Here is a 15,135-nt window from a genome sequence, read left to right as displayed (position 1 = left end):
CAGGTACCGGGCCGCCCGCAGCACCACGAACAGCGTGTCGCCGTACCGCTCCAACTTCGGCCGCTGATGCGCCACGATCGCGTCCTCGACCGCCAACTCGTGCAGATTGAACCGCTCGGCCGCCTCCAGCAGCTGCGCCTCGGCGGGCCGGAACAACCCGATCCAGGCCATCGTGCCGGGCTTGCCCGGCAACTGACGGTAGATGTCGGCCAGGGTGGCGGGCGGCTCGACCCGGCGGCCGTCGCGGTAGACCGCCGCCTCCACCACCGAGCGCTCCAGCGTGACGGGCTCGGTGGGCTGGTCGGGCCTCGGGTCCATCGAGTGCTCGGGCGCCCGCTGGGCGTCGCCGCCGTGGGCGGTGTTGTCGGAGCGGGAGAACGGACGCTTGCTCGCGCGCACGGCGCGCACACGCCAGTCGGACATGGCGGGGTACCTCCACGGTTCGGGGTCCGCCGCTCCCCCCGGGACCGGGGGTCGCCGGGAGCTGGGCGGGTGGGAGGCGCCCGGCCGGCCTCCACCGCGCACGGCGCCCGGCCGCGCGCTGGCCCGTCGTCAGCGACGGGCGGTACGGCGGCGGAGTGCGGGAGCGGTACGGGAGGAGGGGTGCCGGGGGCCAGGAGAAGAGGGGCCGGGTGAAAGGGGGCCGGGAGAAGAGGGGGGCGTTCCGGGGCAGGGCCGACTTCGGCCCGGACTACTGGAATCCACAGCTCTCACCTCCTCGCCTTCGGGGCGCCCGGACCCCGGGTCGCCGTTACCGGGCCATCAGGGAGCGAGCCACGCCGCACGGCCGAGGGCGCACGGGCCCAGCGGGAAACGGGTGGGCACCCCTGATCTCGTCAGAGCTTTGGCACGCCACGGCGTAGCACCCGGGGGTGCAGCCACTTGGGGTCACCCCTTAGGCCGGGGAGACCTGTCCTGAACCTGGGCGTCTCTCGACGTCGTGGGGTCAGTGGCCTGTGTCCGTGGCGACGCCTCACCGAACGAGGTGCCTGCACAACTGTGCCGATTGTAGTACCCGCGCACCGGTGCCTCCGACCAGAGCCCGGTCAGCGGCGGGCGGCCCTGCCCCGCGGGGCAGCCCGCGCGGCGTCCGGAGCACCCCGGACGGTCGGCCGGCCGCACCCCCGAACCGGGGCGGCCGGCACCCGCTGCGCTACCCGACCGCGAGGTGGGCGGCCGCGTACGGGACGGCGACCGACTCCAGGCCGCCCACCGCACCGAACTGCGGGTGGACGTTCACCTCGAAGACCACGCCGCCGCTCTCGGCGGCGAGGTCGACGCCGGCCAGCGGGAGGCCGAGGGACTTGGTCGCCGAGATGGCCAACTCAGCGAGTCCTGCCGGGAGTTCGCCCTCCTCCAGAACGGTCGAGAGGGCGCCGCGGCTCTCGTTGCACGGCGCGTCCGGGTCGGGCTGGACGTGCTCGACGGCGCGCACCACCCGCCCGTCGAGCACCACCACCCGGTGCTGGTGGCGCCGGCCGTCCGCGGTGAAGTTCCGGGCGTCCCGGGCGATCAGCCAGTCGGCCCCCGCCTCGGCGTAGTAGCGGGCGGCGGCGGTGAGGTGGGCGCCGGTGGTGAGGTGGAAGACGTCGTTGCCGCCCATGCCGATGGTCGGCCGGGCCCAGACGTCGCCGCCGAGACGGTCGAACGCCTCGGCGACGGCCTCCGGGCTCGGCCGGGAGAACGCGATGGTGGGCATGTGCGGCACGCCGTCCCGGGCGAACCGTTCGACCGTGCGGTCCTTCTCGGTGGCCGCCCGCCAGGCGTCGACACCGGTACCGAGCGAACGGGCGCCGTGGGCGTGGAGCAGCCGCTGGCAGGCCTCGAAGGCGCGGCGCCGGTGCGGCGGGATCTCGTAGACGATCACCGCCTCGGCCGTCACGGCGACGCCCTCGCCGGGCACCTCCAGCAGGAGGCCGGCACCGGTACCGGTGAGGCCCGCGCCGGAGGCACCCGCGCCGGCGACGCCGGCGCCGGGACCGCTGCCGGAGATCCGGCCGGTGCCGCCGGTCATGAAGTGCCGTGCGTCGAGCAGGACGGGCGCTCTGCCGGTGAGGGCCCGTACGGCGGTGGACAGGATCTCCCGGCTGCCCTCGGTCGAGCTGTGATCGGTCATCAGAACGAGCTCGCGTCGGACCATGCCGCCATGGAACAGCCGCCCCGCCCGCCCCGACAAGACCGTGTTCTGCGCCGTCTCCCCCCGGGATGGCCCGAAACCGCCCTCCCCCGGCCACCGGGCCCGTCGCCCGTCGGACCGGCCGCCCCGAGGTCACACGGGGTCGGACCCGGCGTCCCGCTCGGGACCGAGGCCGGCGCCCAGACGGACGTTCCACCGGCCGACCCGCCCGCTGAGGTCGGTGGCCGTCAACGGCGGGACGTCCAGCCGCCAGAAGGCCGTCGCCGGACTCCCCAGCGCATGCACCACGGCGGCCCGGACGAGCTCCGGCTCGACCACCGCCAGCACCCGCCCACCGCCCTCCGCCAGGCCGTCCAGCCACCCGGCGGCGCGTTCGCACAGCCCCGCCAGCGACTCCCCGCCGGGCGGGGCCGCGGCCGGGTCGGAGAGCCACGCGGCCACCGCCCCGGGCTGCTCGGCGGCCACCTCGTCGAGCGTCCTGCCGCGCCACGCGCCCATCGCCCAGCCGGCCGGCGCCTCACCCGAGGCGGTGAGACCGAGCGCCTGCGCGGTCTGCCGGCAGCGGGGCGACGGCGACACCAGGACGCGACCGGAGACCGGCAGGGCGCCCGCGACCGCCCGCGCGGCGTCGATTCCGCGGGCGTCCAGGCCCGATTCGTCGTCGAACCGTGCCGTGCGCAGCGCGGTGCTCGACGCCGGTGAGATCAACATCACCCGTACGGTCATCCTGGAACCCCTTCGTCCACTATCCGCACCGCAAAGGCGCGGCCGCCCGCCGCCTCCCTCGCCCCGGCGGACGGGTCCGCGCCCCCGGCCTCGGTGTACGCCCTTGGCCGCGCGCCCGCCAGGCGGTACGGTCGCGGGCGTTGTGACGACGGTGCGAGGAAGCCGGTGGGACTCCGGTACGGTCGCGCCACTGTATGCCGCCCGGCGCCGTACCCCCGATCAGGGGTGTGCGGGGCCGACGGTGAGTCAGACCCCGAGCCGTCGTCTGTGCTCCATCGATTGGGACGCGAGTTTCCCCAAGGAGGTTCAGCCATGGCTTCGTCCATCGCCACCCCGCTCTCCCCCGCAACCGGTGAGGCTCCGGCCCCCATCCCCGTGCGGGCCGTCCTCCCCTGGGCGGCGTTCTTCGGCATCCTGATGCTGGTGCTGATCTACTTCGTCGGCGCCGAGCAGGGCGCCACCTCCCTCATCTCCGGCGAGAACGTCCACGAGTGGGTCCACGACGGGCGCCACCTGCTCGGCTTCCCCTGCCACTGAGACGAGGAAGCACCCCCGTGAACTCCACCACCGTCAGATCCCTGCTGGTGCGGGGCATGCTGGCCGGCCTCGCGGCCGGCCTGCTCGCGCTCCTCACCGCCTACTTCCTCGGCGAGTCCCACGTGGACTCCGCCATCGCCTTCGAGGAGGCGCACTCCGCCCACCACGGCATGGACATGGAGCCGGAGCTCGTCAGCCGGTCCCTGCAGTCCACCGCGGGCCTGGCGACCGGGATCCTCCTGTTCGCCATCGCGATGGGCGGGATAGCCTCGCTCGCCTTCTGCTTCGCCCTCGGCCGGATCGGGCGCTTCGGCGCCCGCGCGACCGCGGTCGTCCTGTCGCTCGGCGCGCTGGTGACCGTCTACCTCGTGCCGTTCGTCAAGTACCCGGCCAACCCGCCGTCCGTCGGCGACCCGGACACCATCGGGAAGCGCACCGTCCTGTACTTCCTGATGCTGCTGCTCGCGGTGCTCCTCGCGGTGGGCGCCGTGATCGTCGGCAAGCGCCTGGCGCCCCGGCTCGGGAACTGGTACGCCGCCGTCGCGGCGGGGGCCGGCTTCGTCGTCGCGGTCGGCCTGGCCTACGCCCTGCTGCCCACCATCGACGAGGTCCCCGAGGAGTTCCCCGCCACCCTGCTGTGGCAGTTCCGCCTCGCGGCCCTCGCCATCCAGCTGGTGCTGTGGACGTCGTTCGGCCTCGTCTTCGGCGAGCTCGCCGAGCGCGTGCTCAAGCCCCGGCCCGCCACCGCCCAGGCACCCGCCCGGGCCACCGCGGCCGTCCAGTAGGCCCGCACCGTCCGGGAGGACGCGGCGACGCCGCGGAGCTGCCGGACGCCCGACAGCCCGCCCCGGTTCCGTCCGGGGCGGGCTGTCGTCGTTCGTGCCGGCGGGCTTTCCCGCGGAGGCGGGCGGACACTCCCGCCCCGGACCGGTGCTACGGCCGCGCGGGGGCGGGACGGACCAGTTCCTTGAGGACGTCCTCCATGGTGACCAGGCCGGAGGCGGTGCCGTCGGCGGCGATCGCGGCGGCCAGATGGGTGCCGGAGCGGCGCATGGCGGTCAGCACGTCGTCCAGGGGCGTGGACTCGGGGACGCGGGCGATCGGGCGCAGCGCGCGGGCCGGGAAGGGCCGGTCGCGGGCGCCGTCCTGTTCGAGGGCGTCCTTGATGTGCAGGTAGCCGAGCACCGTCCGGTCCGCGTCCAGCACGGGGAAGCGGGAGAACCCCGTCCGGGCGGCGAGCTGCTCCAGCTCGACGGGTGTGGCGCCGGGGCCGGCGAACACGATCTCCTCGCGCGGGGTGACCACCTCCGAGACCGGGCGGGAGCCCAGTTCCAGGGCGTCCCGCAGCAGTTCGGTGTCGCGGTCGCTGAGCAGCTCGGCGTCGGAGGAGTCCTTGACCATCCGGGCCAGCTCCTCCTCGGTGAACACCGAGGCCACCTCGTCCTTGGGCTCGACCTTCAGCAGGCGCAGGATGCGGTTGGCGAAGGCGTTGATGGAGAAGGCGATCGGCCGCACCGCGCGCGTCACCCCGACCAGCGGCGGCACCAGCAGGTAGGCGGCCTTCTCCGGCGCGGCCAGGGCGATGTTCTTGGGGATCATCTCCCCCAGCAGCATGTGGAGGTAGGTCGCCACGGTCAGCGCGACGACGAATGCGATCGGGTGGATCAGGGCGTCCGGGACGCCGACGCCGTGCAGCGGCGGCTCCAGCAGGTGGGCGATCGCCGGTTCGGCGACGGCGCCGAGCACCAGCGAGGAGACGGTGATGCCGAGCTGGGCGGTGGCCAGCATCGCGGAGACGTGCTCCAGGCCCCATATCACCGTGCGGGCGCGCCGGTCGCCGGCCTCCGCGCGCGGTTCGATCTGGCTGCGCCGCACCGAGATGAGGGCGAACTCGCCGCCGACGAAGAAGGCGTTGGTCACCAGCGTGAGCAGCCCGATGACGAGCTGGATCGCGGTCATCGGTTCTCCTCCGGGCGGCGTCCGGTGCCGTCGGCCGTGTCGTCGGCGGTGGTGCCGCCGGTGGTGGCGCTGTCCGCCGGGGCGTCGGCGTCGGGTGCCGGGCCGGAGATGCGGACGCGTTCGGCGACGTGGTGCGCGACGGCCGTGACGTGCAGGGTCCAGCCGTCGGTCTCGACGATGTCGCCGGGGACCGGGATGCGGCCGAGGCGTTCGGCGATCAGCCCGGCGAGGGTCTCGTACGGCCCCTCGGTGTCCGGCAGTCCGACGGCGTCGAGCTGGTCGGTTCGGGTGATGCCGTCGGCGTCCCAGCGGTGGCGGCCGTCCCGGCCCTCGCCGAGGTCGATGAGGTCGGGCAGCTCGGCGGGGTCGTGCTCGTCGACGACCTCGCCGACGACCTCCTCGACGATGTCCTCCAGGGTGGCGATGCCGGCCGTGCCGCCGTACTCGTCGATGACCACCGCCATGGTCTCCTCGCCGCGGAGCAGGTCCAGCAGGCGGTCGACGGTGAGCGTCTCGGGCACCAGCAGCGGCTCGGTCATCAGGTTCGCCACCGGGTGCAGGTGGCGCCGGTCGGCGGGGACGGCGAGCGCGTTCTTGATGTGGACCGCGCCGACGACCTGGTCGAGGTTGTTGCGGTAGACCGGGAAGCGGGACAGGCCGGTGGCACGGGTGAGGTTGGCGACGTCGGCCGCCGTGGCGTGCTCCTCCAGGGCCCGGACGTCGACCCGGGGGGTCATCACGTTCTCCGCCGTCAGTTCGCGCAGGTTGAGCGAGCGGACGAAGAGTTCGGCGGTGTCGGGCTCTATCGTGCCCGCGCGGGCGGAGTGCCGGGCGAGCGCGACCAGCTCCTGCGGCGTCCGGGCGGAGGCGAGGTGCTCGGCGGGCTCCAGGCCCAGCCGCCGCACCACGTGGTTCGCGGTGTTGTTGAGGTGCCCGATCAGCGGCGAGAACGCGGCCGAGAAGTAGTACTGCGGCCCGGCCACCACCTTGGCGACGGCGAGCGGGCGCGAGATGGCCCAGTTCTTGGGCACCAGCTCGCCCGCGACCATCAGCACGACGGTGGACAGCAGGACCCCGAGCACGATCCCGACGGTGTTCACCGCGCCGCTCGGCAGGCCCAGGGCCTCCAGCGGGCCGCGCAGCAGCGAGGCCACCGCGGGCTGGGCGACCATGCCGATCACCAGGCTGGTGATGGTGATGCCCAGCTGGGCGCCGGACAGCTGGAAGGTGAGGCGCCGGGCCGCCTTCAGCGCGGTCGCAGCGCCGCGCTCACCGGCCTCGGCGGCGCGTTCGAGAGCGCCCCGCTCGACGGTGGTCAGGGAGAACTCGGCCGCGACGAAGACCGCGCACGCGGCGGTGAGCACCAGTGCGAGGAGCAGCAGCAGGACGTCGGTCACCGTGCCACCCCCGCCCCGGTCGATGAGCACGTCTTGGCGGGAACAGCACGGTGAGAACTGGGAGGTTCGTCCATCGCGGGGTCCGCGACTCCTTCACTGCAACGAGGGTGGTCGGTTCGGCGGCGACCCGCTCCGGAGGACCGGGCACCAGCTCTACAGGAGTGTAAAGGGTTGGCAAATCAGAGTGCCGTAAGGGCCACCCCCGGGCGTCGCCGCCGCGACGGCCGTCGCCTGTGCCCGCCACCCTGCCGACGCGGCGACGCTCGCCGGCGCGGCCGCCCGAAACATGTGCACAGGTACGCACATGTTGGCTACGATGGGGGCGTACCCGCACGACGCCGACCGGGGACGGTTCCGCATGCCGGCCATCCTGCGCAATCGCACCTACCGCCACCTGTTCACCGCCCAGATCGTCGCCCTGGTCGGCACCGGTCTGGCCACCGTGGCACTCGGCCTGCTGGCCTACGACCTCGCCGGCGACCGCGCCTCGGCCGTCCTCGGCACCGCGCTGGCGATCAAGATGACCGCCTACGTCACGATCGCCCCGCTCGCCGGCGCCCTGGCGGACCGGATTCCGCGCCGGGCCCTGATGGTGGCCATGGACCTCACCCGGGCCGCCGTCGCCCTCGCCCTGCCGTTCGTCACCCAGGTCTGGCAGGTCTACACGCTGATCTTCCTCCTCCAGGCCGCCTCCGCCGCGTTCACGCCGACCTTCCAGGCCACCGTTCCGGAGGTGCTGCCCGCCGAGCGCGACTACACCCGGGCGCTGTCGCTGTCCCGGCTGGCCTACGACCTGGAGAGCCTGTTCAGCCCCGCCCTCGCCGCCGGACTGCTGGCCGTGCTCCCCTCCGGCTGGCTGTTCGCCGGCACCGCCGCCGGTTTCCTCGCCTCCGCGGCCCTCGTGCTCTCCGCCGTCCTGCCCAGGCCGGCGCCCGTCGAGCGCACCGGCGGCGTCTACACCAAGGCCGCCTTCGGCACCCGGCTGTTCTGGGCCACTCCCCGACTGCGGGCGCTGCTCGCCCTGGACCTCGGCGTCGCCGCCGCCGGGGCCATCGTCTTCGTCAACACCGTCGTCCTGGTGCGCGAGCACTTCCACCGGCCGGCCGGTGCCCTCTCGCTCGCGCTCGGCGCGTACGGCGCCGGCTCCGTCCTGGCCGCCCTCCTGCTGCCGCGCCTGCTCGGCCGGATCGGCGACCGCTCCGTGATGCTCCCGGCCGCCTTCGCCCTGCCCGTGGTCCTGGCGGCCGTCACCGCCCTCACCGCCACCGCCCCGAGCGCCTGGTCCTGGGGCGCGGTCCTGGCCGCCTGGGCGGCGATCGGCGCCGCCTGCTCGGCGGTCCTCACCCCGGGCGGCCGCGTGCTGCGCCGTTCCGCCGCCGACGCCGACCTGCCGGCCGCCTTCGCCGCGCAGTTCTCGCTCTCCCACTCCTGCTGGCTGCTCACCTACCCGCTGGCGGGCTGGCTGGCCGCCGGCGCCGGGCTGCCGGCCACCGCGGCGGCGCTCGGCGCCGTCGCACTCGCCGCCGCGACGGCTGCCACCGCGCTCTGGCCCGCCCGCGACGCGGCCGAGCTCGACCACGTCCACGCCGACCTGCCGCCGGACCACCCCCACCTCAGCAACGCCCACCCGGCCGCCGGCGGCTGGCAGCACGGCCACCACTTCGTCATCGACCAGCACCACCGCCGCTGGCCGGCGGGCGGCAACGTCCGGCCCGGGTAGGACCGGGGAAGGCCGGGCCGGGGAAGGCCGGACTCGACCTCGGCCCCGGCCCTGGTCCCGGCCCCGGCCCCGGCCCCGGCCTCAGCCGAAGAAGCCGAGCGCGCCCAGCGCGCAGACCCCGCCCAGGCCCATGAAGACCGGCGTGAGCACCTTGATCTCGACCCAGCTGCCCGCCCGGAACCGCAGACCCTTCGGCGGCCCGACCGGGTACCAGCGCTTGCGCCCGATCGGGATCGGCCAGAACACCGGGCAGCCCGAGACGGTCAGCGCGTCCCCCAGGCAGTGCACCAGCGAGCCGAGCGCGATCGGCAGGCCGATCCACAGGTACTGCTGCCCCGGCTGGTCGAACAGCCACTGCGAACCGTTCCCCGGCTTGTCCAGGACATCGGCCAGCACCCAGGCGCTGGTCGCCCCGAGGAGCCAGACCAGCACGTCGCTGGACACCCGGGCATGGCGCCACAGCAGCCCCTCGATCGCCAGCACCATGTGCACGAAGAGCACCGCCAGCACGCCCCAGCGGCCGCCGTACACCGCCACCGCAGCCGCACCGGCGCCGCACAGCACCGCCCAGAGCCAGGTGTGCGTCAGCGTCCGGTGCCCGCCCGAGCGGCGCGGATCGCCCTTCTTCCGGGTCGACCGGTAGGCGGCGTACGAGAGCTTGTCGATCACCTCGCAGAGCGTGCGCGACACCGGCCCGAAGGCCCGGGATATCGTCGCCGCCTTGTGGTCCAGGTCCGGTGCCAGCGCGGCCCCCGCACAGATCAGCGTCCCCGCCAGCAGCACCGGCCAGGGCATCGGCTCGCCCAGCCCCGCCGCGAGCGCCCCCGCACCCAACCACGCCGCCGCGCCCGACAGCGCGTGCGCCGGTCCCATCATGAGCTGGCTCCCGTCCTCGTTCCCAGCGCCCTCCACGAGGACGTGACGGGGCAGCAGCCTAGCCGTCCATGATCCACTGCCGGCGCCGGGCCGGACCAGGGGTTCCCGACCCGCGCGCGCCGACCCTCCCTCCCGGCCCTCCCGGGCAGCCCGGCGACGGCGACGGCGTGGGACGCACCGACGGACCGCCGACTCCGGACGGTCGCCGGTGGACCCGGGGCCCGGCCTGGGCCCCGGCCCGTCAGACGGGCGGTGCCGCGCGATCCGGCAGGGCCCCGACGGCGTCGAGCGCCGGGGCGATGACGGCGAAGGCCCGTTCGGTCAGCTCGACGGGGTCCTCGGCGCCGTCGCTGTCGCTCCACCGCTGCAGCACGGCGTCGAAGGCGGCCAGTGCCGTCCCGGCCGCCAGTTGCGGGTACAGATCGGCCCCGAGATCGATGCCCAGGCGACGCGCCAGCGCCGCGGACAGCTCCTCGCGCCACTGCACCTGGCGCTCCAGGAAGCGGGCGAGCAGGGCCGGGGTGCGCAGGATCAGCTGGACCACCCGCAGGGCGCGGTCGGCGTGGTCACCACAGGCCGCCACCGGGACCGAGACCGCGTGCAGCAGCGCCACCGAAGGCGGCTCCGCCACCGGTCGGGCCGCCAGCTCCTCGTGGATGCCGGCCCCCATGTCCGCCAGGAACTGGACGACCACGTCCTCCTTGGAGGCGAAGTACCGGAAGAAGGTCCGCTTGGAGACGCCCGCGGTCGTCGCGATCTCGTCGATGGTCACCGCGTCGAAGCCCTGCGACGCCAACAACTGGAGCGCCGCCTCGGTCAGCTCGTTCTCGACGAGCCGGCGCTTGCGCTGGGCCATGGTGACGTCCGGGCGGGAGCTCATCGGGCCATGGTAACCCCATGCCTCGGATGGCACTCAGGAGCATGTTGACACCAAGTGACACCAACGGCAGCATGTGCCGCATGACAGCGCATCAGCAGTGGACGGCCGAGCAGATCCCGGACCAGACCGGACGGGTGTTCCTCGTCACCGGCGCCAACAGCGGCCTCGGCCTGGCGACCACCCGGGCCCTCGCCGCCCGGGGCGCCCGGGTGCTCCTCGCGGTCCGGGACGTCGCCAAGGGCCGGCAGGCAGCCGCCGCGATCACCGCCGAGCAGCCGGGGGCCCGGGTCGAGGTGGGCCGCCTCGACCTGGCCGACCTCGACTCCGTCCGGGCCTTCGCCGACCAGGTCCGCACCGACCACCCGAGGCTCGACGTCCTGGTCAACAACGCCGGCGTGATGGCGCCACCCCGATCACTGAGCGCGCAGGGCCACGAGCTCCAGTTCGCCTGCAACCACCTCGGCCACTTCGCGCTCACCGGCCTGCTGCTCGACCTGCTGAGCGCCGGACGCGACCCCCGCGTCGTCACGGTGAGCTCGCTCAACCACCGGCAGGGGCGGCTTCGCTTCGACGACCTCGACGGCGAGCGGGGCTACTCGCCGATGGCCTTCTACAACCAGTCCAAGTTCGCGAACGCCGTCTTCGGCCGGGAGCTCCACCGGCGGCTGACCGCGGCGGGCAGCCCGGTGCGCAGCCTGCTCGCCCACCCCGGCTACACCGCCACCAACCTGCAGACCAAGGGACCGATCGGCCTGTGGCGGGTGCTCCTCGGCCGGATCGGCAACCCGCTGTTGGCCCAGACGCCGGCCCGCGGCGCGTTGCCGCAGCTCTACGCGGCGACCGCTCCGGCGGTGGAGGGAGGCACGTTCATCGGGCCGGACGGCCCGGGCGAGCTGCGCGGCGGGCCGACGCCGGTCCCGCTGTCCCCCGCGGCGGCCGATGCCGAGACCGGCCGCCGGCTGTGGGAGGTGTCGGAGCGACTGACCGACGTGCGCTACCCGCATCCGGCCACGGCCTGACCGGCCGATCCGGTCCGTCGACCGCACGAGCCGCTCCGAAGAGCCGGCCCGGACGTTCGGCCCGGACGCCGGCCCGAACGGTCGGTCGGTGCGGGACCGGGCACGGGCGGCGGACGGGAATCGAACCGATGTCAAGCACCACGGCCGCGACACGCCGCCGGCACTGATCCCGCCCGCCGACCCGCTAGCCTGGACGGCTTACCGCCCCGCCATGCCCGCCCCACCGGCCTCCTGCACCGCACCCGCCGTAGCCCGACCTGTACCGCCGCGCGCTGCCCCGCACCGCGCCGCGCCGACAAGGAGCCCACTGTCGTGTCCGACACGTTCACACACCTGCACGTCCACACCGAGTACTCGATGCTGGACGGAGCGGCGAAGAACGGAAAGCTCTTCGCGGAGGCCGAGCGGCAGGGCATGCCGGCCATCGCGATGAGCGACCACGGCAACATGTTCGGCGCGTACGAGTTCTTCCACGCCGCCGCCAAGACCGGCGTGAAGCCGATCATCGGCATCGAGGCCTACGTCGCCCCGTCCTCGCGGTTCCACAAGAAGCAGGTGTTCTGGTCGCCCGGCGGCCAGCGCCCGGCGAGTGCCGACGGCGAGGGCGGCAAGGACGTCTCGGGCGGCGGCCGCTACACCCACATGACCATGTGGGCGCAGAACGCGACCGGCCTGCGGAACCTCTTCAAGCTCTCCTCGCTCGCGTCGATGGAGGGCTACTACATGAAGCCCCGCATGGACCGCGAGCTGATCGCGGCCAACGCGACCGGCATCATCGCCACCACCGGCTGCCCCTCGGGCGAGGTGCAGACCCGGCTGCGGCTCGGGCAGTACGACGAGGCCGTCAAGGCGGCCGGCGCCTACCAGGACATCTTCGGCAAGGAGAACTACTTCCTGGAGCTGATGGACCACGGCCTCTCCATCGAGCAGGACGTCCGCCAGGACCTGCTGCGCCTGGCCAAGGACCTGAACATCCCGCTGCTGGCGACCAACGACTCGCACTACGTCACCGCCGACCAGGCGGACGCCCACGACAGCCTGCTCTGCGTCGGCGTGGGCAAGAACAAGGACGACCCGAACCGGTTCAAGTTCCAGGGCACCGGCTACTACATCAAGACCGCCGAGGAGATGCGCGAGCTGTTCCGCGAGCTCCCGGAGGCCTGCGACAACACCCTGGCGATCGCCGAGCGGGTCGAGTCGTACGACGAGGTCTTCACCTACGTCGACCGGATGCCGCAGTTCGACGTCCCCGAGGGCGAGAGCCAGGCCTCGTTCCTGCGCAAGAAGATCTCCGCCGGGCTCCAGCTGCGCTACGGCGACAACCCGAGCCAGGAGGTGCTGGACCGGATCGAGCTGGAGATGGGCGTCATCACCCCGATGGGGTTCGACGCCTACTTCCTCGTGGTCGCCGACATCTGCCAGTACGCCCGGGACAACGGCATCCCGGTCGGTCCGGGCCGAGGCTCGGCGGCCGGCTCGATGGTCTCCTACCTCACCCGGATCACCGAGCTGGACCCGCTGGAGCACGACCTGCTGTTCGAGCGCTTCCTGAACCCCGAGCGCATCAACCCCCCGGACGTCGACATCGACTTCGACGACCGCCAGCGCGACCAGATGGTGCGCTACGTCACCGACAAGTACGGCTCCGCCTACACCGCGCAGGTCAACACCTTCGGCACGATCAAGGCCAAGGCCGCCGTCAAGGACGCCAACCGCATCCTCGGCTACCCCTTCGCCATGGGCGACCGGATCACCAAGGCGATGCCGCCGGACGTCATGGGCAAGGGCGTCCCGCTGGCGGACCTCTTCAACGAGAAGCACCCCCGGTACAACGAGGGCACCGAGATCCGCTCGCTGTACCAGAACGAGCCCGACGTCAAGAAGATCATCGACACCGGGCTGGGCATCGAGGGCCTGATCCGCGGCACCGGCGTGCACGCCGCCGCCGTCATCCTCTCCTCCACCCCGCTGCTGGAACTGATCCCGCTGCACATGCGGGACAAGGACGGCGTGATCATCACCGGCTTCGACTACCCGTCGTGCGAAGCCATGGGCCTGATCAAGATGGACTTCCTGGGTCTGCGGAACCTGGGCATCATCGATCACTGCATCAAGATCGTCAAGGCCAACCGGGGCGTGGACGTCGACATCGAGAAGATCGCGCTCGACGACCCCACCACCTACCAACTGCTCGCGCGGGGCGACACCCTGGGCGTGTTCCAGCTCGACGGCGGCCCCATGCGCGCCCTGCTCAAGCTGATGAAGCCCACCGAGTTCGCCGACATCTCCGCCGTCTCGGCGCTGTACCGGCCGGGCCCGATGGGCATGAACTCGCACACCAACTACGCCCTGCGCAAGAACGCCCAGCAGGAGATCGTCCCGATCCACCCCGAGCTGGAGGAACCCCTCAAGGAGGTCCTCGGCCCCACCTACGGTCTGATCGTCTATCAGGAGCAGGTCCAGCGAGCCGCACAGGTGCTGGCCGGCTACAGCCTCGGCCAGGCAGACCTGCTGCGCCGCGCGATGGGCAAGAAGAAGAAGGAGGTGCTGGAGAAGGAGTTCGTCCCCTTCCACGCGGGCTGCAAGGAGCGCGGCTACTCCGACGAGGCGATCCAGGCCGTGTGGGACGTCCTGGTCCCGTTCGCCGGCTACGCCTTCAACAAATCGCACTCCGCCGCCTACGGCCTGGTCTCGTACCAGACCGCCTACCTCAAGGCCAACTACCCGGCCGAGTACATGGCGGCGCTGCTCACCTCGGTGGCGGACGACAAGGACAAGATGGCGGTCTACCTCGCCGAGTGCCGCCAGATGGGCATCAAGATCCTCTCGCCCGACGTCAACGAGTCCGTGGTCGACTTCACCGCCGTCGGCAGCGACGTCCGGTTCGGTCTGAAGGCCGTCCGCAACGTCGGCGTGCCGGTCATCGAATCGCTGGTGAAGACCCGGAAGGAGAAGGGCAAGTACGCCTCGTTCGCGGACTTCCTGGACAAGGTCGAACTGGTGGTGTGCAACAAGCGCACCGTCGACTCGCTGATCAAGGCGGGCGCGTTCGACTCCCTCGGACACAGCCGGCTGTCGCTCAGCACCGTGCACGAGACCGCGATCGACGCCGTCACCGGCCTCAAGAAGCAGCAGGCGATCGGCCAGGACGACCTGTTCGGCGCCCTGGACACCGGCGACGGCGCCGCCCCGGCCATCGGGCTGGACTTCGAACTGACCGACCGGGAGTGGCCGCGCCGCCAACTCCTCAGCCTGGAGCGGGAGATGCTCGGCCTGTACGTCTCCAGCCACCCGCTGGACGGCGCCGAGCACATCCTCTCCCGCAACCGCGACACCTCCATCGCCGAACTCCTCGGCTCCGGCCGCACCGAGGGCGAGGTGCGCCTGGCCGGCCTGATCACCGCCGTCGACCGCCGGATCAACAAGGCCGGCAACGCCTGGGCCATCATCACCCTCGCCGACCGGGACGGCTCGGTCGAGGTGCTGTTCTTCCCCGCCACCTACAACCTGATGGCCGACCAGATGGTCGAGGACAACGTGATCTCGGCCCGGGGGCGGCTCAACGAGCGCGACGGCTCGCTGAGCATCTTCGGCCAGGAGATCACCACCCTCGACGTCTCCTCCGCCGAGCTCGGCACCAAGCCGCCGGTCCAGATCACCGCGCCGCTCGGCAAGATCACCCCGGCCGTGGTGGGCGAACTCAAGCTCGCCCTCCAGGCCCACCCCGGCGACGTCCCGGTCCGGCTGCTGACCACCAACTGGGACAAGGACACGCTCTACGAGCTCGGCTTCCTGGTGAACCCCGACAACGGCCTCGCCTCGGACATCAAGACCCTGCTCGGCACCAACTCCTGGGCGGGCACGCTGTAACCGGCCGGTGGGCG

12 protein-coding genes and 1 riboswitch are annotated in these 15,135 nt (G+C 72.9%); of the genes, 5 read left to right on the top strand and 7 right to left on the bottom strand.

All coding sequences use genetic code 11. The features are described 5' to 3' along the window. From ACWDRR_RS25790 to ACWDRR_RS25780, 3 genes are all read right to left on the bottom strand, one after another. A partial coding sequence (locus tag ACWDRR_RS25790) for a CorA family divalent cation transporter (protein WP_449774592.1) occupies positions 1–423 on the bottom strand: 423 nt, incomplete at its 3' end. A 395-nt stretch (positions 424–818) separates the two neighbouring features. Beyond that, positions 819–992: riboswitch (M-box (ykoK) riboswitch) on the bottom strand. Positions 993–1,153: 161 nt separating this feature from the next. After that, entirely contained in the window at positions 1,154–2,116 is a 963-nt protein-coding gene (locus tag ACWDRR_RS25785) for an ATP-grasp domain-containing protein (RefSeq protein WP_449774591.1), read from the bottom strand. A gap of 153 nt (positions 2,117–2,269) precedes the next feature. After that, complete coding sequence (locus ACWDRR_RS25780; RefSeq protein WP_449774590.1) at positions 2,270–2,863, bottom strand: histidine phosphatase family protein; 594 nt, start codon at positions 2,861–2,863, stop codon at positions 2,270–2,272. A 312-nt stretch (positions 2,864–3,175) separates the two neighbouring features. Between ACWDRR_RS25780 and ACWDRR_RS25775 the strand changes: the two genes are divergently transcribed. Beyond that, a complete protein-coding gene (locus tag ACWDRR_RS25775) occupies positions 3,176–3,400 on the top strand; it encodes a CbtB domain-containing protein (protein WP_449774589.1) in 225 nt (74 codons plus the stop codon). 17 nt (positions 3,401–3,417) lie between these two features. Beyond that, on the top strand, positions 3,418–4,185 hold the full coding sequence (locus ACWDRR_RS25770; RefSeq protein WP_449774588.1) for a CbtA family protein: 768 nt from the start codon (positions 3,418–3,420) through the stop codon (positions 4,183–4,185). Positions 4,186–4,333: 148 nt separating this feature from the next. Here ACWDRR_RS25770 and ACWDRR_RS25765 read toward each other — a convergent pair whose 3' ends face one another. Together ACWDRR_RS25765 and ACWDRR_RS25760 are read right to left on the bottom strand one after the other, a co-directional pair. Then, positions 4,334–5,359, bottom strand: coding sequence for a hemolysin family protein (locus tag ACWDRR_RS25765; RefSeq protein ID WP_449774587.1), 1,026 nt, complete (start codon positions 5,357–5,359; stop codon positions 4,334–4,336). Then, entirely contained in the window at positions 5,356–6,756 is a 1,401-nt protein-coding gene (locus ACWDRR_RS25760) for a hemolysin family protein (RefSeq protein WP_449774586.1), read from the bottom strand. Before ACWDRR_RS25760 ends, ACWDRR_RS25765 begins: the two co-directional genes overlap by 4 nt. 358 nt (positions 6,757–7,114) lie before the next feature. Between ACWDRR_RS25760 and ACWDRR_RS25755 the strand changes: the two genes are divergently transcribed. Next, complete coding sequence (locus tag ACWDRR_RS25755; protein ID WP_449774585.1) at positions 7,115–8,476, top strand: MFS transporter; 1,362 nt, start codon at positions 7,115–7,117, stop codon at positions 8,474–8,476. A gap of 81 nt (positions 8,477–8,557) precedes the next feature. Here ACWDRR_RS25755 and ACWDRR_RS25750 read toward each other — a convergent pair whose 3' ends face one another. Both ACWDRR_RS25750 and ACWDRR_RS25745 read right to left on the bottom strand, forming a co-directional pair. Continuing rightward, positions 8,558–9,352 carry a metal-dependent hydrolase gene (locus ACWDRR_RS25750; RefSeq protein ID WP_449774584.1) on the bottom strand — a complete coding sequence of 265 codons (795 nt, stop codon included), beginning with the start codon at positions 9,350–9,352 and terminating at the stop codon, positions 8,558–8,560. Positions 9,353–9,593: 241 nt separating this feature from the next. Then, positions 9,594–10,232 carry a TetR family transcriptional regulator gene (locus ACWDRR_RS25745; protein ID WP_449774583.1) on the bottom strand — a complete coding sequence of 213 codons (639 nt, stop codon included), beginning with the start codon at positions 10,230–10,232 and terminating at the stop codon, positions 9,594–9,596. Between the two features lie 80 nt (positions 10,233–10,312). Between ACWDRR_RS25745 and ACWDRR_RS25740 the strand changes: the two genes are divergently transcribed. After that, a complete protein-coding gene (locus ACWDRR_RS25740; protein WP_449774582.1) occupies positions 10,313–11,251 on the top strand; it encodes an oxidoreductase in 939 nt (312 codons plus the stop codon). A gap of 312 nt (positions 11,252–11,563) precedes the next feature. After that, a complete protein-coding gene (gene dnaE, locus ACWDRR_RS25735) occupies positions 11,564–15,121 on the top strand; it encodes a DNA polymerase III subunit alpha (protein WP_449774581.1) in 3,558 nt (1,185 codons plus the stop codon). Positions 15,122–15,135: the final 14 nt, after the last annotated feature.

It is taken from the genome of Kitasatospora sp. NPDC003701, from assembly GCF_053587085.1.
Note: the sequence above shows the minus strand (reverse complement) of the source record. Positions and strands in the feature narration are given on the sequence as shown.